General features: G+C 72.4%; 20 protein-coding genes. 17 read left to right on the top strand and 3 right to left on the bottom strand.

Translation table 11 applies throughout. The features are described 5' to 3' along the window. Positions 1-9: 9 nt before the first annotated feature. Positions 10-837 carry an inositol monophosphatase family protein gene (locus SCA03_RS12555; protein ID WP_030877024.1) on the top strand — a complete coding sequence of 276 codons (828 nt, stop codon included), beginning with the start codon at positions 10-12 and terminating at the stop codon, positions 835-837. Between the two features lie 83 nt (positions 838-920). On the opposite strand, the gene SCA03_RS35070 is transcribed toward SCA03_RS12555, so the two are convergent. Further along, entirely contained in the window at positions 921-1,094 is a 174-nt protein-coding gene (locus SCA03_RS35070; protein ID WP_169729668.1) for a hypothetical protein, read from the bottom strand. A 509-nt stretch (positions 1,095-1,603) separates the two neighbouring features. On the opposite strand from SCA03_RS35070, the gene SCA03_RS12560 reads away from it, so the two are divergent. From SCA03_RS12560 to SCA03_RS12575, 4 genes are all read left to right on the top strand, one after another. Then, positions 1,604-2,257 carry a response regulator transcription factor gene (locus SCA03_RS12560; protein ID WP_030877021.1) on the top strand — a complete coding sequence of 218 codons (654 nt, stop codon included), beginning with the start codon at positions 1,604-1,606 and terminating at the stop codon, positions 2,255-2,257. 4 nt (positions 2,258-2,261) lie between these two features. Beyond that, positions 2,262-3,524, top strand: coding sequence for a sensor histidine kinase (locus SCA03_RS12565; RefSeq protein WP_030877019.1), 1,263 nt, complete (start codon positions 2,262-2,264; stop codon positions 3,522-3,524). 473 nt (positions 3,525-3,997) lie between these two features. Continuing rightward, positions 3,998-4,297, top strand: coding sequence for a DUF4193 domain-containing protein (locus SCA03_RS12570; RefSeq protein ID WP_019359801.1), 300 nt, complete (start codon positions 3,998-4,000; stop codon positions 4,295-4,297). 19 nt (positions 4,298-4,316) lie between these two features. Then, a complete protein-coding gene (locus SCA03_RS12575; RefSeq protein ID WP_037865676.1) occupies positions 4,317-5,054 on the top strand; it encodes a hypothetical protein in 738 nt (245 codons plus the stop codon). 34 nt (positions 5,055-5,088) lie between these two features. Here SCA03_RS12575 and SCA03_RS12580 read toward each other — a convergent pair whose 3' ends face one another. Beyond that, positions 5,089-5,556 carry a DUF3093 domain-containing protein gene (locus SCA03_RS12580; protein WP_030877012.1) on the bottom strand — a complete coding sequence of 156 codons (468 nt, stop codon included), beginning with the start codon at positions 5,554-5,556 and terminating at the stop codon, positions 5,089-5,091. A 130-nt stretch (positions 5,557-5,686) separates the two neighbouring features. Between SCA03_RS12580 and SCA03_RS12585 the strand changes: the two genes are divergently transcribed. The 7 genes from SCA03_RS12585 (at position 5,687) to kdpC (ending at position 12,571) form a co-directional block, all read left to right on the top strand. After that, a complete protein-coding gene (locus SCA03_RS12585) occupies positions 5,687-6,220 on the top strand; it encodes a PaaI family thioesterase (RefSeq protein WP_371863927.1) in 534 nt (177 codons plus the stop codon). A gap of 41 nt (positions 6,221-6,261) precedes the next feature. Continuing rightward, entirely contained in the window at positions 6,262-6,801 is a 540-nt protein-coding gene (dut, locus tag SCA03_RS12590) for a dUTP diphosphatase (protein WP_030891670.1), read from the top strand. Between the two features lies 1 nt (position 6,802). Beyond that, entirely contained in the window at positions 6,803-7,591 is a 789-nt protein-coding gene (locus tag SCA03_RS12595; RefSeq protein WP_030877005.1) for a DUF3710 domain-containing protein, read from the top strand. Between the two features lie 334 nt (positions 7,592-7,925). Beyond that, entirely contained in the window at positions 7,926-8,024 is a 99-nt protein-coding gene (kdpF, locus tag SCA03_RS12600; protein WP_030877000.1) for a K(+)-transporting ATPase subunit F, read from the top strand. Between the two features lie 9 nt (positions 8,025-8,033). Continuing rightward, entirely contained in the window at positions 8,034-9,698 is a 1,665-nt protein-coding gene (kdpA, locus tag SCA03_RS12605) for a potassium-transporting ATPase subunit KdpA (protein ID WP_086817042.1), read from the top strand. Next, positions 9,695-11,854: a potassium-transporting ATPase subunit KdpB gene (gene kdpB / locus SCA03_RS12610; RefSeq protein WP_086817040.1), complete on the top strand. Its 2,160-nt coding sequence runs from the start codon at positions 9,695-9,697 to the stop codon at positions 11,852-11,854. The genes kdpA and kdpB overlap by 4 nt, the downstream gene beginning before the upstream one ends. 3 nt (positions 11,855-11,857) lie before the next feature. Continuing rightward, positions 11,858-12,571, top strand: coding sequence for a potassium-transporting ATPase subunit KdpC (gene kdpC / locus SCA03_RS12615; protein WP_230988618.1), 714 nt, complete (start codon positions 11,858-11,860; stop codon positions 12,569-12,571). Positions 12,572-12,723: 152 nt separating this feature from the next. Here the strand turns inward: kdpC and SCA03_RS12620 are convergent, their stop codons facing one another. Further along, on the bottom strand, positions 12,724-13,896 hold the full coding sequence (locus SCA03_RS12620; protein WP_086817276.1) for a glycoside hydrolase family 88 protein: 1,173 nt from the start codon (positions 13,894-13,896) through the stop codon (positions 12,724-12,726). A gap of 202 nt (positions 13,897-14,098) precedes the next feature. On the opposite strand from SCA03_RS12620, the gene SCA03_RS12625 reads away from it, so the two are divergent. The 5 genes from SCA03_RS12625 to SCA03_RS12645 all read left to right on the top strand — a co-directional run bounded on the left by SCA03_RS12625 (position 14,099) and on the right by SCA03_RS12645 (position 19,694). Continuing rightward, positions 14,099-14,827 (top strand): ABC transporter ATP-binding protein, encoded by a 729-nt coding sequence (locus tag SCA03_RS12625; RefSeq protein WP_030876984.1) that lies wholly within the window; start codon positions 14,099-14,101, stop codon positions 14,825-14,827. A 137-nt stretch (positions 14,828-14,964) separates the two neighbouring features. Then, a complete protein-coding gene (locus tag SCA03_RS12630; protein ID WP_030876982.1) occupies positions 14,965-17,598 on the top strand; it encodes an ATP-binding protein in 2,634 nt (877 codons plus the stop codon). Positions 17,599-17,683: 85 nt separating this feature from the next. Continuing rightward, entirely contained in the window at positions 17,684-18,370 is a 687-nt protein-coding gene (locus SCA03_RS12635; protein ID WP_086817274.1) for a response regulator, read from the top strand. A gap of 142 nt (positions 18,371-18,512) precedes the next feature. After that, on the top strand, positions 18,513-18,917 hold the full coding sequence (locus tag SCA03_RS12640) for an OB-fold nucleic acid binding domain-containing protein (protein ID WP_030876976.1): 405 nt from the start codon (positions 18,513-18,515) through the stop codon (positions 18,915-18,917). A 3-nt stretch (positions 18,918-18,920) separates the two neighbouring features. Further along, positions 18,921-19,694, top strand: coding sequence for a DUF3159 domain-containing protein (locus SCA03_RS12645; protein ID WP_030876972.1), 774 nt, complete (start codon positions 18,921-18,923; stop codon positions 19,692-19,694). The last annotated feature ends 55 nt before the right edge of the window (positions 19,695-19,749 follow it).

Below are 19,749 nucleotides of genomic sequence, written 5' to 3' on the forward strand. Positions count from 1 at the left end.
GACACGAACGTGAGCGACACGCACGACGCACCCGGCGCCGACCCGGCGCTGAAGGCCGAACTGCTCGCCCTCGCCCAGGAGGCCGCCGGGCGCGCCGGTGCCCTGCTGCGCGACGGCCGGCCGGCGGACCTGGGCGTCGCCGCGACCAAGACGAGCCCGATCGACGTGGTCACCGAGATGGATCTGGCCTCGGAGAAGCTGATCACCGACTACCTCACCGAGCACCGGCCGGACGACGGCTTCCTCGGCGAGGAGGGCGCCACCAGCGCGGGCACCTCGGGCGTGCGCTGGGTCATCGACCCGCTGGACGGCACGGTCAACTACCTCTACGGGCGCCCCGACTGGTCGGTCTCGCTGGCCGCCGAGTACCACGGCGAACGCGTCGTCGGCGTCGTCGCGGCGCCGGTGCGCGCGGAGACCTGCCACGCGGTGCTCGGCGAGGGCGCCTGGCGGGACGGGCAGCGGCTGAGCTGCCGCCCCTCGCCGCCGCTCGACCAGGCGCTGATCGGCACCGGCTTCGGCTACATCGCCGAGCGGAGGGTCGCGCAGGCGGCCGTCGCCCGCGAACTGGTGCCGCGGGTGCGGGACATCCGCCGCGGCGGCTCGGCCGCGATCGATCTGTGCGACGTGGCCGCCGGCCGGCTCGACGGCTTCTACGAGCGGGGCCTCAACCCCTGGGACCTGGCGGCCGGCGACCTGATCGCCCGGGAGGCCGGCGCGCGCACCGGCGGACGGCCCGGTCTGCCGGCCGACACGGAGCTGACGGTGGCCGCCTCACCGGGCGTCTTCGACGCCCTCCAGCCGCTCCTGGAGTCCCTGGGCGCCTGGCACGACTGAGGCGCCGGCCGGTGGATCCCCGGCCGGTGGCCACGCGACGGCCCCGGGAGCGCCGCTCCCGGGGCCGCTGCTGTGCCGGACGGTCACGCGGCGGAGGTTTCCACCTCCACACCGTGCTCGGCGGCCAGACGCCGGAGGTCTTCCAGTTCGGCCTGTTCGACGTCCACGAGGAAGTCGTCGCCCGACTCGCGCGCGCGGTGCAGGTCGGACTCCGTGGTCCGTATGCGCTGCAGGATGCCGGCGGTGAACGCGTCCATGGTGTGCCCCCTCGTCGTGGGTCGGCGGCACGGGGGTGTGCCGAGGGTGGATGGTGCGATCCCGGATCACGGCGTGGTCCCCGGTGAGGGCGTCGGCGGCTCGTCGTGGCACACCGCGCACGGGGCGTGATCGTGGATGGTGTCCTCGTCCTCCCCAACGACTCCCTCTGAGAAACCTCAACTCCCTTGAAAAATATGCCGCTGACGGTAGCGTGCGGGACTCCCCAGCGCCCCTTACAGCCGGTTTACCAGCTCACGGGGCAGGATGGAGGGGTGGCGGCGGACCGGCTGTCGCACGGGACACACACGGGCTGTCACGGCACGCGCACACGCTCGGGCCACCGGAGCCCCGTCGTAACCGCCGTGACCGTCGTTGCCGTCGTTCCCGTGCGTTCCCGTTCGCCACCGCCGGTGTCCGCCGTCCCCGCCGCCCCTGCCGTCGACCGATGCCGCGGCCGACCGACCGACCGACCGCTCGGTCACGCCGCACCACAGGAAGGAACAGCGCTGTGCGCGTACTCGTCGTCGAGGACGAGCAGTTGCTCGCCGATGCGGTGGCCACCGGCCTGCGCCGGGAGGCCATGGCCGTCGATGTGGTCTACGACGGCGCCGCCGCCCAGGAGCGTATCGACGTCAACGACTACGACGTCGTCGTGCTCGACCGCGACCTGCCCCTCGTCCACGGGGACGACGTGTGCCGCAGGATCGTCGAGCTGGGGCTGCCGACGCGGGTGCTGATGCTCACCGCCTCGGGAGACGTCAGCGACCGTGTGGAGGGCCTGGAACTCGGCGCCGACGACTACCTGCCCAAGCCCTTCGCCTTCTCCGAGCTGACGGCGCGCGTGCGCGCGCTCGGCCGGCGCACGACAGCGGCGCTGCCGCCCGTGCTGGAGCGGGCCGGCATCCGGCTGGACCCCAACCGCCGCGAGGTCTTCCGGGACGGCCACGAGGTGCAGCTCGCGCCCAAGGAGTTCGCCGTCCTGGAGGTGCTGATGCGGGCCGAGGGCACCGTCGTCTCCGCCGAACAGCTGCTGGAGAAGGCGTGGGACGAGAACACCGACCCCTTCACCAATGTGGTGCGTGTCACGGTGATGACGCTGCGCCGCAAGCTCGGTGAGCCGCCGGTGATCGTGACCGTGCCCGGAGCCGGGTACCGGATCTGAACCGATGGCCTCCTCCACCACACCGACCGGCGCGGGCGCCGCCCCGCAGCCGCCGCCCAAGCCCACCTGGGATCCGCGCGAGCCGCAGCGCCCGGCGTCCCCCTGGTTGCGCCCGACCATCCGGATAAGGCTCACGCTGCTGTACGGCGGCATGTTCCTCATCGCCGGGATGGTGCTGCTGACGATCATCTATCTGCTGGCGGCGCAGGCTCTGCACGACGGCAGTCAGCTGCCCTTCCGCATCCAGACCATCAAGGCGCAGCTGACCTCGGACCAGTGCCCGGGGCTGACCGGGAAGCTGCCCAGCGACGTCTTCATGGACCGTCTGTCGGCCTGCACGGACGAGCAGCGCAGGCTGGCGCTGGACGCCCTGCTGCGGCGCTCCCTGCTGGCGCTGCTGGGCCTCGCGGTGGCCGCCTTCGCGTTCGGCTACGTCATGGCCGGACGGGTGCTCTCGCCGCTCGGCCGGATCACCCGCACCGCGCGCCAGGTGGCCGGTTCGGATCTGCACAAGCGGATCGAGCTGGAGGGCCCGGACGACGAACTCAAGGAGCTGGCCGACACCTTCGACGAGATGCTCGACCGGCTGGACCGCGCCTTCGCCGCGCAGCAGAGATTCGTCGCCAACGCCTCGCACGAGCTGCGCACTCCGCTGGCGATCAACCGGACGTTGCTGGAGGTCCAGCTGTCCGATCCGGAGGCGTCCCCGGAGCTTCAACAGCTGGGCAAGACGCTGCTGGCGACCAACGAGCGCAGCGAACAGCTCGTGGAGGGCCTGCTGCTGCTGGCCCGGAGCGAGAACGAACTGGTGGACCGCAAGCCCGTGGATCTCGCCGAGGTCGCCTCCCAGGCGCTGGAACAGGCCAGAACGGAAGCGGAGAACAAGGGCATCGAGTTGCGCGGGGTGCGCCAGCCCACGTATGTACAGGGCAACGGAGTTCTGCTGGAGCGGGTCGCGCTGAATCTCGTGCAGAATGCCGTGCGCTACAACCTGCGTGAGGGGGGATGGGTCTCGGTCAGTACCCACGCCGGGCCGGGAGAAGCCCTTCTGGTGGTCGAGAACACCGGGCCGGCCGTTCCCGCCTACGAGGTGGACAACCTCTTCGAGCCGTTCCGGCGTCTGCGTTCGGAGAGGACGGGAAGCGACAAGGGAGTCGGTCTCGGATTGTCCATCGTGCGGTCCGTCGCGCGTGCGCACGGCGGCACGGTGACGGCTGTGCCGCGCGAGGACGGCGGCATGACGATGCGGGTTTCGCTTCCGCTGTGACAGGTGTTCCGAGGTGGTCCGGTGGGGACCCGGGCGGAACCACGGAAAATACCGGGAGGCCGTAACAGAAAGTGGCCCAACTGCCGCGCAGAGTGCGCAATTGGTGTTCGCTCTGTGCGGAATTCCGAGCTTCGTGAAGCTTCGGTGGAGACCTGTGATCGATCACACAGGCGAAATTTTCAGAGTGTACCGAGCGTGGTCAGGGAACGGGAAGAAATCCCGGAAAGTCCATGTTTCCGCAGGTGGAGATCGTGGGCAGTACCCGGGATGGCGTGTGCGAAGCGCTACCGGGGACGGTTTATGGTCCTCCACGGCATCCGCCGTGATCACCTCTTCAGGGGTGCGGTTGGGTGTCGATTGAGTAACAGACCTTGATGTGAGGCAAAATCTCCGCCTCGGGTCGGGCACAAGCCCGGCCTCTCACGCGTTACGTGCGCTGGAGACACCACAGACACCCAGAGGGGGAGAGCGACATGGCAACGGATTACGACACTCCACGCAAGACCGACGACGAGGTCAACGAAGACAGCATCGAGGAACTGAAGGCCCGGCGGAACGACAAGTCCGCGTCCAACGTCGACGTGGACGAGTTCGAGCAGGCCGAAGGGCTGGAGCTTCCCGGCGCGGACCTCTCCAACGAGGAGCTGTCCGTCCGCGTGCTGCCGCGCCAGGCCGACGAGTTCACGTGCATGAGCTGCTTCCTGGTGCACCACCGCTCGCAGCTCGCCGCGGAGAAGAACGGCCAGCCCATCTGCCGCGACTGCGCGGCCTGACCCCGGGCGGGCGTGCTCCGTGGCGGACGCCGACGCACGTGACGACGAGCGAGGCCCTCACGACCGGTCGGCCTCGCTCGCGCCGTACGAGAACGCCGACGCACCCGAGGCGGACGGCCGAGACAGCACGCGGGCGCGGGGCGTCCGCGTGCCCCGTGTACGGGCGTTCCTCCGCGTCGTGGCCGACCGCGTCATCGACACCGCGCCGCGCGTGCCGGTGCGGGATCTGGAAACCCTGCGCACGCAGTTCCCCGGGCTCGACACCGAGCAGCTCGCCGACAAGCTGGTCGCCGGGGCCGTGAAGGGCTCCGCCACCGTCGGTGCCGGGGTGGGGGCGGCGGCCATGCTGCCGGTGCCGCCCGCGATGCCCGCCGAACTGGCCGCCGAGATCGTCGGCGTGGCCGGGGTGGAGCTGAAACTGATCGCCGAACTGCACGAGGTCTACGGCCGCAGACCGCCGGGCAACGCCCGTGAGCGCACGGCCGCTTACCTCTCCGCGTGGTCCGGCGAGCGCGGTATCTCCCCCGCCGATCTGGTCCGGCCGGGAGCGTTGAACACCGTGATGGGCGGACAGCTGCGGCGTCAGCTGCGCCAGCGGATCATGAAGCGCACCGCGCGCAATCTTCCCAACCTCGCCCCGTTCCTCATCGGCGCTGCCGCCGGGGCCTGGATGAACCGCCGGGAGACCGCCCGGCTCGCCGCACGCGTCCGCAAGGACCTGCGCGCCGCGGGGGAGTTGCCGCCGCCCCGCGCCTGACGCCGGGGCGTCCTCGGTGCCGGCGGCCGACGGCTCAGGACGGTGACGTCTCGCGGGCCGCGCGCAGCGCCGCCGTCAGCTCCTCGGGGTGACGGGTCGAGACGAAGACGTACGGGGTGGGGTCCTGCGGATCGGTCACCTCGATACGCACAGCGGTCGGAATGTAGCTGCGCAGCACCATGTGGGCGCGGGTGTCGGCCTTGTAGGTGCGCCAGGCCCTGGCCTCCTCCGCGTCCAGGGGCAGGGCCTCGCCCAGCGCGGAGACGGGGATGCGGGCGTCCCCGGCGACGAGCGAGCCGGCGACGACGCGGACCCGCACACCGCCGTACGCGCTCACACACACCGAGGCGAGCGCGGCCGCCGCGACGAGCCCGCAGAGCATCGGCAGCAGACCGAAGGGGAACAGCAGCACCGCGCCGCCCACGCCGATCAGCGCGGCGATCAGCCACCAGGAGCGGGGTGCGGTCAGACGTTCGTCGTAGGGCCGGGCAGGAGGAACCATGGGTCCAAGCTTGGCACGCCGCGCCAGGCTGCCCGGCACGGCGGTAAGGTCTGCTGCCGTGAGTGCTGCCACGTCCCCCGAGACGCCCCCCGAGACCTCGTTGGTGCCGCCGGACGACGCCGTCGCGCCGGTGCGCCACCCGGAGGCGCCCGCGCCCGGAACGCCGCTCGGCGCCCACTACGACCACTGCTTCGGCTGTGGCCAGGCGCTGCCGCACGGACTGCATCTCCAGGCGCACGCGGGCGAAGGCGTCAGCGTCACGGCGGAGTTCACGGTCAAGCCCCAGCACCAGGGTGCGCCGGGGCTGGCGCACGGCGGGGTGCTCACCAGCGCGCTGGACGAGACGCTGGGCTCCCTGAACTGGCTGATGCACTCCATCGCCGTCACCGGGCGGCTGGAGACCGACTTCCTGTTGCCCGTGCCCGTGGACACCGTGCTGCACCTGGACGCTCGGTGCACGGCCGTGCACGGACGGAAGATCTACTCCGACGCCGTCGGCCGTATCGGCGGGCCGAAGGGGCCGATAGCCGTCCGGGCGAAGGCGGTGTTCATAGAGGTGAAGGTGGAGCACTTCATCGACAACGGGCGCAAGGAAGAGATCGAGGCGGCGATGGAGGACCCGGACCAGGTGCGGCGTGCCCGTGCCTTCGAGGTCAATCCGTGACGGCGGCGGAGAGCGGGGAACCCGTGGGCGGGACGGACCGGGTGAGCGGTGAGGCGACGCTGGAGGTGCTGCTCCGGCGGCTGGATCCGGAGGTTCCGGTACCGGCTTATGCCCACCCCGGTGACGCGGGATGTGATCTGGTGACCACCGAGAGTGCCGAACTGGAGCCGGGGGAGCGGACGGTGCTGCCGACGGGGGTGTCCCTCGCGCTGCCGGAGGGGTATGCCGCCTTCGTGCACCCGCGCTCCGGCCTCGCCGCGCGCTGCGGAGTGGCCCTCGTGAACGCGCCGGGAACGGTGGACGCCGGGTACCGTGGGGAGATCAAGGTGATTGTGGCGAACCTCGATCCGCGCGAGCCGGTGCGGTTCGAGCGGTTCGACCGCATCGCCCAACTCGTCGTCCAGCGGGTGGAGAAGGTGCGTTTCCGCGAGGTGGAGGAGCTGCCCGGCTCGGTCCGGGACACCGGGGGGTTCGGCTCCACGGGCGGCCACGCCGGGCGGGGCGCGCGGCAGACAGCCGCACAGCAGAAGGATTACGTTGCGGTCGGTGCCGACCGAGCTTCCGACCTGAGAGGACAGTGACGTGTTCGGACGTCGTCGTAAGAAGAGCGGAAAGCCTGAGACGGACGCCTCGGACGAGTTCGAGACGGAACAGGACGGCCAGGACGAGCCGCAGGGCGAGGAGTCCGCGGAGACGACCGGCGAGTCCGAGCGTGTGAAGCTCCCTCCGGCCCCCCGCCCCGACGGCCCCTGGGACGTCTCGGAGGTCGGCGACCCCTCGTCGGGCCGGGTCGACCTGGGCGGCATGTTCGTGCCCGGCGTGGAGGGCATGGAGCTGCGCGTGGAGGTCGCGGGCGACGCGATCGTGGCCGCCACCCTGGTGCTCCAGGACAGCGCCGTGCAGTTGCAGGCGTTCGCCGCCCCCAAGCGGGAGGGCATCTGGGACGAGGTCCGCGAGGAGATCGCCTCCGGCATCACCCAGCAGGGCGGGGTCATCGACGAGGTCGAGGGCCCGCTGGGCTGGGAGCTGCGGGCGCAGGTCCCGGTGCAGCTGCCGGACGGCACGAACGGGGTGCAGGTCGTGCGCTTCGTCGGGGTCGACGGGCCGCGCTGGTTCCTGCGCGGGGTGATCTCCGGGCAGGGCGCGGTGCAGCCGGAGGCCGCCGGGCTGCTGGAGCAGGTCTTCCGGGACACCGTGGTGGTCCGGGGCGACGGCCCGATGGCCCCCCGCGATCCGATCACCCTCAAGCTGCCGGACGACGCACAGATGGTTCCGGACGGTGTCCAGCAGGAGACCGTCGAGGAGGGCTCCCGGTTCGCCGGCGGGCTGGACAAGCTCCAGCGCGGGCCGGAGATCTCCGAGGTGCGCTGAGCCGCCGGGCGGCGGTGCACGAGGCGGCGGTGGCCGGGCTCCCGACGGAGTCCGGCCACCGCCGCTGCGTATGTCCGGGCGCGGGGTGGTGCGCGCGGGTGTGACCTGCGCCGCCGGGGGCGTATGGGGCCCATCAAGAGCCCGCCGCGGCTCGTATGGGGGGCGTCAACGGAGCGCTCCGTGCGCCCCGAACAGGGGTTCTCTGGTGGTGTCCAGATTCCGCACACCACTAGGAGCGCGCGATGGCCGATCTGGCCTTCGTCCTCATCACCCTCGCCGTCTTCGGCGCGGTCGCACTCGTCGCCAAGGGCATGTCCCAGGACGGTGACGCCCGATGAGCGCCGGGACCGTCGAAACCGTCGTAGGGATCGTCGTCGCCGTCTGTCTGCTGGGCTATCTCATCCTCGCCCTGATCTTTCCGGAGAGGTTCTGAGCGCCCGCCATGAGTCAGACATTCGCTGACGTGCTCCAGATCGTCGCGCTCGTCGGGGCGTTGGCGCTGGTGCACCGTCCCCTGGGCGACTACATGGCCCGGGTCTACACCTCCGACAAACATCTGCGCATCGAGCGGTGGATCCACCGCTGCGTGGGCACCGACCCGTCCGCCGCGATGCGCTGGCCGGTGTATCTGCGTGCCGTGCTCGCCTTCTCCGCGGCCGGCGTGCTGTTCCTGTACGCGATGCAGCGTCTCCAGGACAAGCTGCCGATGTCGCTCGGCTTCGCGCCGATCGACCCCGACCAGGCGTTCAACACGGCCGCCTCGTTCGTCTCCAACACCAACTGGCAGTCGTACGCGGGTGAATCGGCGATGGGGCATCTGACGCAGATGGCCGGGCTCGCCGTGCAGAACTTCGTCTCGGCGGCCGTGGGCATGGCCGTCGCCGTGGCGCTGGTGCGCGGCTTCGCACGCAGCCGTACGGGGGAGTTGGGCAACTTCTGGACGGACCTGGTGCGCGGCGTGGTGCGGATCCTGCTGCCGCTGGCCGCCGTCGCCGCCGTGCTGCTGGTCGCCGCCGGTGCCGTGCAGAACTTCTCCGGCATGCACGAGGTGCACACCCTCTCCGGCTCCGTCCAGCACCTTCCGGGCGGGCCCGTCGCCTCGCAGGAGGCCATCAAGGAGCTGGGCACCAACGGAGGCGGCTTCTACAACGCCAACTGCTCGCACCCCTTCGAGAATCCGAACGGGTTCAGCAATCTGCTGGAGATCTTCCTGATTCTGCTCATCCCGCTGTCGCTGCCGCGCACCTTCGGGCGGATGGTCGGCAGCCTGCGGCAGGGCTACGCCATCGTCGCGGCGATGGGTGTGATCTGGCTGGCCGGGGTCGTGGCCGTCACCGTCAGCGAGTACGCACACCCGGGCACGGCCGCGCAGTTGGCGGGCGGCGCCATGGAAGGCAAGGAACAGCGGTTCGGTGAGGGCGGCTCCTCGCTCTTCGCGGTGACGACGACCATGACGTCGACCGGGGCCGTCAACTCCTTCCACGACTCGTTCACCGCGTTCGGCGGCGGTGTGACGCTGCTGGGCATGGTGCTCGGCGAGATCGCGCCCGGCGGGGTCGGCTCCGGGCTGTACGGCATGCTCGTGATGGCCGTGATCGCGGTCTTCGTCTGCGGGCTGATGGTGGGGCGCACGCCCGAGTACCTCGGCAAGAAGATCGGGCCGCGCGAGATCAAGCTGGCGGCCTGCTACATCCTGATCACGCCCGCGCTGGTGCTGGGCGGCACCGGGCTGGCCATGGCCCTGCCGGACGGCAAGGAGGCCATGACCAACATCGGGGCGCACGGCTTCACCGAGGTGCTGTACGCCTACGCCTCCGGCTCCAACAACAACGGCAGCGCCTTCGCCGGATTCGGCGCCGACACCCCCTTCTTCAACACGACGATCGGCCTGTGCATGCTGCTGGGCCGGTTCCTGCCCATGGTGTTCGTGCTGGCGCTGGCCGGCTCGCTCGCCCGGCAGGCTCCGGTCCCCGTCACGGCGGGCACGCTGCGCACCGAGAAGCCCCTGTTCACCGGGGTGTTGGTGGGCGTCATCGCCATCGTCACCGGTCTCACGTTCTTCCCGGCCCTGGCGCTCGGGCCGCTCGCGGAAGGCATGTCCTCATGAGCATCCAGACCACCACCCCGACCCCCGTACGCCGTGCGGAACCCGCGCACGCGCCCGAGCAGGAGCCGCCGTCCGGCGGGCCCTCCCGCGGCGGCGGGGCGTTCGGTCCGCGGCAGTTGGCGGCCTCGCTGCCGGACGCCGTGCGCAAGCTCGACCCGCGCAGCATGGTCAAGTCCCCGGTGATGTTCGTCGTCGAGGTCGGCTCGGTCCTGACGACCGTCCTCGCGGTGCTGCACCCGGCCGACTGGTTCGGCTGGGTCATCGCGGCCTGGCTGTGGCTGACGGTGCTGTTCGCCAACCTCGCCGAGGCCGTCGCCGAGGGCCGCGGCAAGGCACAGGCCGACACGCTGCGCCGGGCCAGGACCGACAGCGTGGCCCGGCGGCTGGGCGCCGACGGTGCCGAGGAGCCGGTGCCGGGCGCCGAACTCCGCGTCGGCGACCGGGTGGTGTGCGAGGCGGGCGACGTCATCCCGGGCGACGGCGACGTCGTCGAGGGCGTGGCCAGCGTGGACGAGTCCGCGATCACGGGCGAGTCGGCCCCGGTCATCCGGGAGTCGGGCGGCGACCGCAGCGCGGTCACCGGCGGTACGAAGGTGCTCTCCGACCGGATCGTCGTGCGGATCACCACCCGGCCCGGCGAGACCTTCATCGACCGCATGATCGGCCTGGTGGAGGGCGCCGCGCGGCAGAAGACGCCGAACGAGATCGCGCTCAACATCCTGCTCGCCGCGCTCACCATCGTCTTCCTGCTCGCCGTCGTCACCCTCCAGCCGTTCGCGGTGTACGCGGGGGCCGAGCAGTCGCTGACGGTGCTCGCCGCGCTGCTCGTCTGTCTGATCCCGACGACCATCGGCGCCCTGCTGTCGGCCATCGGCATCGCGGGCATGGACCGGCTGGTGCAGCGGAACGTGCTGGCCACCTCCGGGCGCGCGGTCGAGGCGGCGGGCGATGTCTCCACGCTGCTGCTGGACAAGACCGGCACCATCACCCTCGGCAACCGGCAGGCCGCCGGGTTCGTCCCGGTGCACGGGGCGACGGCGGCCGAGGTCGCGGAGGCGGCGCAGCTGGGCTCGCTGGCGGACGAGACGCCGGAGGGCCGCTCGGTGGTCGCCCTGGCCGAGGACGAGCACGGGCTGCGCAGCCGCCCGGCGGACGAGCTGGAGGGCGCCGTGTGGGTGCCGTTCACCGCCCGCTCCCGGATGTCGGGCGTGGACCTCGACGGGGGCGCCGGCCGCAAGGTGCGCAAGGGCGCCGCCTCCTCGGTCCTCGCCTGGGTCGAGGAGCGCGGCGGGCGCTCCCGCGCGGAGGACGGCGCGGGCGACGGCGCTGGCGACGAGGTGCGGCGCGTCACCGAGGAGATCTCCGAGGCGGGCGGCACCCCGCTGGTGGTCGCGGTGGAGGACGAGGCGGGGCCGCGGGTGCTCGGCGTCATCCACCTCAAGGACGTCGTCAAGCCGGGGATGCGGGAACGCTTCGAGGAACTGCGCCGGATGGGCATCAGGACCGTCATGATCACCGGGGACAACCCGCTGACGGCCCGGGCCATCGCCGAGGAGGCCGGTGTGGACGACTTCCTCGCCGAGGCCACCCCGGAGGACAAGATGGCGCTCATCCGCCGGGAGCAGGCGGGCGGCCGGCTGGTCGCGATGACCGGCGACGGCACCAACGACGCGCCCGCGCTCGCCCAGGCCGATGTCGGCGTGGCCATGAACACCGGGACCTCCGCCGCCAAGGAGGCGGGGAACATGGTGGACCTGGACTCCGACCCGACCAAGCTCATCGAGATCGTCGAGATCGGGAAGCAACTGCTCATCACCCGTGGGGCGTTGACCACCTTCTCGATCGCCAACGACGTGGCGAAGTACTTCGCGATCATCCCGGCGATGTTCGCGGTGGCCTACCCCGGGCTGGACGCGCTCAACATCATGCGGCTGTCCTCGCCGGAGTCGGCCATCCTCTCGGCCGTCGTCTTCAACGCGCTGATCATCGTCGCGCTGGTGCCGCTCGCCCTGCGCGGGGTGCGGTACCGGCCGATGAGCGCGGAGGGGATGCTGCGCCGCAATCTCGGGCTGTACGGGCTGGGCGGCCTCGTCGCGCCGTTCGCCGGCATCAAAGTCATCGACCTGCTCATCACGCTGATTCCGGGAGTGGGCTGAACCATGCCGACCACACCGACCACGCCGTCCATGGATCCCATGGAGCCCACGGATCCGGCGCAGTCCACGCGGCAGTCGTCCGGGGGAGCGCGCTCCCCCCGCTTCCGGGTCCGGGGTACCGGCCGGCTGCTGTGGGCGGCCCTGCGGGCGCTGCTCGTCCTCACGCTGGTGTGCGGGGTGCTCTATCCGCTCGCCGTCACCGGCGTCGCCCAGGGGCTCACCCATCAGGCCAACGGTTCGCCGGTGCGCGTCGAGGGCAAGGAGGCGGGCTCGGAACTGATCGGGCAGTCGTGGAACACCCGGCAGGGCAAGGGCGGTTCGCGGCCCGACCCGAAGTGGTTCCAGGGCCGGCCGTCCGCGTCCGACTACGACCCGCGTGCGACCGGCTCCAGCCAGCTCGGCGCCTCCGATCCCCGGCTGGTGAAGGCGGTGCGCACGGCCCGGGAGCGGGTCGCCGCGTTCAACCACGTGCCGGTGGAGCGGGTGCCGAAGGACGCGGTCACCGGCTCGTCCTCGGCGCTCGACCCGCACATCTCGCCCGCGTACGCGGCCCTCCAGGTCGACCGGGTGGCCGAGGCCAACGGGCTGTCGGCCGAGGCCGTGCGCGCGCTCGTGGACCGGTGCACCGAGGGCCGCACCGCCGGTTTCCTCGGGCAGCCGCATGTGAACGTGCTGCGGCTGAACCTCGCGGTCCGCGAGGCGGCACGGCACGGCTGACCGCTGCCTCCCCCGATCCCGGCCCCTCCCCGCACCTCCCCGGCGTACGGCCCCGCACGCCCGCGGGGAGGGGCCGGCCCCGGCTCGATCCGCCGGGCTCCGACCGCGCCGGACCGGCGGAGCAGTCGCGGGCCCGGTGGAGCCGCACCGGATCAGCCGCGTCCGCGCAGCTTCAGCAGTTCCGTGCCGGCCAGCAGGAAGCCGCCGACGCCGAAGTCGGCGGTCGTCTCCGCGGTGACGGGCTGGCTCGACTCGGGGCGGTCGCCGACGCCCTGGACGTAGCCGAGGAAGCCGTCCGCGTGCAGTGCCGTGTCCGCCAGCGCGTGCCAGCCGCGCGCGGCGGCCGGCAGGAAGCCCCGGGCCGGGACGAGGCCCGTGCGTACCGCGTGGGCGAGGCCGTAGGTGAAGAAGGCCGTCCCGCTGGTCTCGGGGCCGGGCAGATGCGCGGCGTCGGCGAGGTTGACGTTCCAGAACCCGTCGGCGCGCTGGACGCCGCGCACCCGGGCCAGCAGCCGGACGAGCGTGCGCCGGTACCCGACGGTGTGCGGCGCGCCGGCCGGGAGCGCGTCGAGCGTCTTGACGAGGCCGGCCGCCACCCAGCCGTTGCCGCGCGACCACAGCACGGGACGCCCGTCGGGGGAGACGATGCCGCCGGGCAGGAAGCGGTCGTCGCGGTACCACAGGCCGGTGGCGTCGTCGAGCAGTCCGGGCCCGCCCTCGGCATCCCTGGTGTGGGTGTAGAGGGCGTGGAGCTTGGCCGCGTAGCCGGGCTCGCCGCGCACCACGCTCAGCCGCGCGAACGGCGGCATGGCCATGTGGAGCGCGTCGTCCCACCACCAGTCGTCGTTCTTCTCCGGCCGGTCGGTGAAGGCCATCCGGTGCAGGGACTCCTCGATGGCGGCGATCTTCGTCTCGTCGCGGCGGCCCTCGGCCTCGTACAGATCCAGGTACGCCTGGCCCGCATTGTGATCGTCGGCGTGCCGGGTGGTGACGCCGTTGTGCAGTGCGTAGCCGTGCTTCTCGGCCCAGGCGCGGGCGTACTCCAGGTGCCGTCGGCGGCCGGTGGCGCGGTGCAGGGCCAGCAGCCCGCTGAAGAAGGTGGCGCGGGCCCACTGGTTGTCGCCGGGGTCGGTGTGCGCGGATATCCAGTGGTCGGCGGCGCGGGTGAGGGCCTCGGTGATCTCCTCGCGTGCGGGCAGCCGGGCGGCCGGCCCGGGCGCGGAGCCGGGTCTCTGGTCGGCCCGGGCGGGCCCGGCGGTCAGGAGGGCGGGTGCGGCGGCGGTGCCCAACGCGGCGGCGCGCAGCAGCAGTTGACGTCGGTGCATGGAAGCCTCCGGGAAAGCTCGTTCCGTATGTTGAACGCTGTTCTCACATGTGACGAGCTGTGCGAGGCGACATCATGCAGCGGAATTCCGTCCCCGGGAACCCCTCCCGTTGCCCCCCGGCCGACGGCCACCGCATACTGGCCCACGGCCGGACAGGGCCGAAGAAGAGGACGGGGCTGGAGAGTTGGCGCACACGCCGGACATGGTCGAGGTCCAAGACGTGCACCGGACCTACGGGAGCGGTCCGCGCGCGGTGCACGCGCTGCGCGGCGTCTCGCTCACGGTCCGGCGCGGCGAACTCGTCGCCGTACGCGGCAGATCGGGTTCCGGCAAGACGACGCTGCTGAACCTCGTCGGCGGGCTCGACACCCCCGGCTCCGGACGGATCACCGTCGACGGCACCGACCTCGCCACCCTCGGTGACCGCGAGAACCTCGCCCTGCGCCGCGACCGCATCGGCTTCGTCTTCCAGTCCTTCGCGCTGCTGCCCCAGCTGACCGCCGCCGAGAACGTCGGTGTGCCCCTGCGGCTGCGCCGGACCCCGGCCCCCGAGCGGGACCGCCGCGTCGCGCTGCTGCTCGCCCTCGTCGGCCTCGACGAGCACGCCCGGCAGCGGCCCGGCGAGCTGTCCGGCGGCCAGCAGCAGCGGGTCGCCATCGCCCGGGCGCTGGCCAACCGCCCGGCGCTGCTCCTCGCCGACGAGCCCACGGGGCAGCTCGACGCGGAGACCGGGCGCGAGGTGATGGAGCTGCTGCGGGCCGTCGTCCGCGGCGAGGGCGGCGCCGACGGCGAGGACGGCGAGGAGCCCGTCACGGCCCTGGTCGCCACCCACGACGAGACGCTGCTGGGCCTCGCCGACCGCGTCGTCGAGCTGGCCGACGGCGAGCTGAGAGAGCGGGAGGCCCCGGCGGAGCCCGTCGCGGCCGGCTGAGCGCCGGCCCCGGCGGCGTCCCCTCCGGCGGCCCGGCCCCCGGGCTCCGGGCTCCGGCCGCGATCCTTACGGAACCCTGACGGTTCGCTCCCCGGTCCGGGAGGGGAACACCTGTGGGAACGGCGACAATGGAACGCATGGCGTCAGGAGTCCAGCCGCGGCGCGGACAGCTGCGGATCTACCTCGGTGCCGCGCCCGGCGTCGGCAAGACCTACGCCGTGCTCTCCGAGGCCCAGCGCCGCCTGGAGCGCGGCACCGATGTCGTCGTCGGCTTCGTCGAGCACCACGACCGGCCCCGTACCCAGGCCATGCTGCACGGGCTGGAGCAGGTGCCCCGGCGCGAGCTCACCCACCGTGGCGCCCGGCTCACCGAACTCGACCCGGACGCGGTGCTGGCCCGCCGTCCGGCCGTCGCCGTGGTCGACGAGCTGGCGCACACCAACGTGCCCGGCTCCCGCAACGAGAAGCGCTGGCAGGACGTCGAGGAGTTCCTCGACGCGGGCATCGACGTGATCTCCACCGTCAACATCCAGCACCTGGAGTCGCTCGGGGACGTCGTCGAGTCGATCACCGGGGTGCGGCAGCGCGAGACCGTCCCGGACGAGGTGGTGCGGCGTGCCGACCAGATCGAGCTGGTCGACATGTCGCCCCAGGCGCTGCGCCGCCGGATGGCGCACGGCAACATCTACGCCCCCGACCGGATAGACGCCGCCCTCTCCAGCTACTTCCGCCCCGGCAACCTCACGGCGCTGCGCGAGCTGGCCCTCCTGTGGACCGCCGACCGCGTCGACGAGTACCTCCAGAAGTACCGCAGCGAGCACCGCATACGCTCCACCTGGCAGGCCCGCGAGCGCATCGTTGTCGGCCTCACCGGCGGCCCCGAGGGGCGCACCCTCATACGCCGGGCCGCCCGGATCGCGGCCAAGGGCTCGGGCAGCGAGATCCTCGCCGTGCACATAGCCCAGGCCGACGGGCTCGCCGCCGCCTCCCCCAAGGAACTGGCCGTCCAGCGCACCCTCGTCGAGGACCTGGGCGGCACCTACCACCATGTGATCGGCGACGAGATCCCCGACGCGCTGCTCGACTTCGCCCGCGGCGTCAACGCCACCCAGATCGTGCTCGGCTCCTCGCGCCGCAAGGCGTGGCAGTACATGTTCGGGCCCGGCGTCGGCGCGACCGTGGCCCGGGACTCGGGACCCGATCTGGACGTGCACATCGTCACCCACGACGAGGTCGCCAAGGGGCGCGGGCTGCCCGGCTCCCGCGCCGCGCGGCTGGGCCGCTCCCGGGTGATCGCCGGCTGGGTCACCGCCTTCGCGGCCCCGGCGCTGCTCGCCTACGCGATGATCACCTTCGATCCGCACATCGGCTTCGCCAACGACGTCCTGCTCTTCCTGGTGCTGACCGTGGCCGCCGGGCTGGTGGGCGGACTGCTGCCGGCGCTGGCCTCGGCGACGGTCTGCTCGGTCCTGCTGAACTTCTTCTTCACCGAGCCCATCCACACCTGGACGATCAGCAGCGGGCGCAACGTCGTCTCGCTGGTGGTCTTCTTCGGCGTCGCGGTGGCCGTCGCCTCCGTCGTGGACCTCGCCGCCCGCCGCACCCAGCAGGCCGCCCGGCTGCGGGCCGAATCGGAGATCCTCGCCGTGCTCGCCGGCAGCGTGCTGCGCGGCGGAGGCGGCGCCGCCGCCGGGTCCGCGGGCCCGTCCAGCCTGGAGGCCATGCTGGAGCAGGTTCGGGAGACCTTCGGCATGGACTCCGTCGCGCTGCTGGAACGCTCCGACGAGCGCGGCCCGTGGACCTGCGCCGGCAGCGTCGGCCCGGACGACGACAGCGCCCGCCCGGCCACCCCGGAGGACGGGGACGTGGACATGCCGGTCGGCGACAACATGATGCTCGTGCTCTCCGGCCGCGTCCTGCCCGCCGAGGACCGCCGCGTCCTGGCCGCCTTCGCCGCCCAGGCGGTCGGGGTGCTCGACCGGCAGCGGCTGCTCGGCGAGGCCGAACGCGCCCGCGAACTCGCCGAGGGCAACCGCATCCGCACCGCCCTGCTCGCCGCCGTCTCGCACGACCTGCGCACCCCGCTGGCCGCCATCAAGGCGTCCGTCACCTCGCTGCGCAGCGCCGACGTCGAGTGGTCGCCGCAGGACGAGGCCGAGCTGCTCGGGGCCATCGAGGAAGGCGCCGACAAGCTGGACAACCTGGTCGGGAACCTGCTGGACATGTCCCGGCTCCAGACCGGCACCGTCGCGCCGCTCATCCGGGACATCAGCCTGGAGGAGGTCGTGCCCAAGGCGCTCTCCGGCGTGGCCGAGGGCAGCGTGCGGCTGGCCGTCGCCGAGGCGCTGCCGCTGGTCGCCGTCGACCCGGGGCTGCTGGAGCGCACGGTCGCCAACCTCGTGGAGAACGCCGTCAAGTACAGCCCCGCCGACAAGAAGGTGCTGATCAAGGCGAGCGCGCTCGCCGACCGCGTCGAGGTCCGCGTCACCGACCGCGGACCCGGCGTCCCCGACAGCGCCAAGGACCGCATCTTCGAACCGTTCCAGCGCTACGGCGACGCCCCGGCGGGCGCCGGAGTGGGCCTGGGGCTCGCCGTCGCCCGTGGCTTCGCCGAGGCCATGGGAGGCAGCCTGGAGGCCGAGGACACCCCCGGCGGCGGTATGACGATGGTGCTGACCCTGTGCGCGGCGCACGGGCGCCGGCCCGCGGGCGCGTGTGTGCCCCCGCAGGCTTCGGCCGCGCCCCTCGCACGGCAGCGTTCGGGGGCGTGAACGGCGCCCTCGCGCGCGGGCGGCACCGGGCGGACCCGCCCGGCGGGCGCCCCACAACGGAATCAGGAAGGCGAAAGGAAGCAGCATGCACCGGGTGCTTGTGGTCGACGACGAGCCGCAGATCGTCCGTGCCCTCGTGATCAACCTCAAGGCGCGGAAGTACGAGGTCGACGCCGCCCACGACGGCGCCACGGCCCTGCGGCTCGCCGCCGACCGCCACCCCGACGTCGTGGTCCTCGACCTGGGCCTGCCCGACATGGACGGCGTCGACGTCATCCGCGGCATCCGCGGCTGGACCCGGGTACCGATCCTGGTGCTCTCCGCCCGGCAGACCTCGGACGAGAAGGTCGAGGCGCTCGACGCCGGCGCCGACGACTACGTGACCAAGCCGTTCGGCATGGACGAACTGCTGGCCCGGCTGCGCGCCGCCGTCCGCCGCGCCGAGCCGCCCGTGGGGATGCCCGAGGACGCCGGGGTGATCGAGACCGAGGGCTTCAGCGTCGACCTGGCCGCCAAGAAGGTCCACCGCAGCGGCAAGGACGTCCGCCTCACGCCCACCGAGTGGCATCTGCTGGAGGTGCTCGTCCGCAACCCCGGCCGCCTGGTCAGCCAGAAGCAGCTGCTCAAGGAGGTCTGGGGCCCGTCCTACGGCACCGAGACCAACTATCTGCGGGTCTACATGGCCCAGCTCCGCCGCAAGCTGGAGGCCGACCCGTCCCATCCCCGGCACTTCGTCACCGAGGCGGGAATGGGCTACCGCTTCGAGAAGTGACCCTGGCGCCGCGCCCGGTCCGGCGCGGCTCACAGGCGGGCTCCGCGGCGCCGGTACCGCCTCGGTACCGACCCGGAACCGCCGGTCACGGCCGCCGGACGGGCGTGTCGTCCGGCCCCCTTCCGGCGGTACCCTGGCCGTTATGACTGGCGCCACCCGAGAGCAGCGGAGCCCCGGCCAGGGCCGCTTCCGCCGCTTCCTGGAACGGCTGTCCTCCTCGGAGGAGGACCTGCGCTCCGCGGAACTGCGCGAGGAGGCGGAGGGCACGGGGTGCACACGCATCTCCGACTGCGCGGACCGCGACCTCGTCCGCGTGACCGGTACGCTGCGGACGGTCACGCTACGGCCGCGCGCCGGAGTTCCCACCCTGGAAGCCGAGCTGTTCGACGGCTCGGCGGCCTTGGACGTCGTCTGGCTGGGCCGCCGCTCCATCGCGGGCATCGAGCCGGGCCGCAAGCTGATCGTCTGGGGGCGGATCACCGCGAGCCACGGCCGTCCCGTGATGTTCAACCCCAAGTACGAGCTGCGACCCCTCGGACAGGAGTAGTGGGTGACCCCTCTCGACAAGCAGACGGGAACGGACGGGGCGGCGCCGGAGCCGGATGAGAGCGGCTCCCAGGCCGTGACGGAGGCCGCGCTCTTCGAGGCGTTCGGCGGCGTCCGCGGCCTCGTGGAGACGACCGTCCCCGGCCTCGTGTTCATCGCGATGTACACGGTGAACAAGGACATCCACGCGGCCGCGATCACCGCGCTGGTGCTCGCCGGCGTCATGGTCGTCTTCCGGCTCGTGCGCAGAGACACCATCAAGCACGCCTTCAGCGGGATCTTCGGCGTGGGCTTCGGTGTGCTGTTCGCGATGATGACCGGCAACGCCAAGGACTTCTATCTGCCCGGCATGCTCTACACGCTCGGGCTGGCCCTCGCCTACCTCGTCACCTCGCTGGCCGGGGTGCCGCTGCTCGGCCTCGTGCTCGGCCCGGTGTTCAAGGAGAACCTCTCCTGGCGCACCCGCAACCCCGGCCGCAAGAAGGCGTACACCAGAGCCAGTTACGCCTGGGGCTTCATCCTCCTCGGCAAGTGCGCCGTGCTCTTCCCGCTCTACTTCTGGGGCGACACCGCGCAGTTCGGCTGGGTCACCGTCGCACTGAAGATCCCGCCGTTCCTGCTGGCCGTGTATCTGACCTGGATCTTCCTCGCGAAGGCCCCGGCCCCGATCAACGTCATCGCCGAGATGGAGGCCGAGGAGGCCGCCGCCGAGGCCGAGAAGGAAGCGGCGAAGGCCGCCCGGCCCGACGGCGCCCCCGCGGGCCGCCACCGCCGCTGACGCCCCCGTACACGCTTCGGCCCGGCCCCGCACCCGAGTGCGGAGCCGGGCCGTC

This window comes from Streptomyces cacaoi (assembly GCF_006539165.1).
Classification (GTDB): domain Bacteria; phylum Actinomycetota; class Actinomycetes; order Streptomycetales; family Streptomycetaceae; genus Streptomyces; species Streptomyces cacaoi.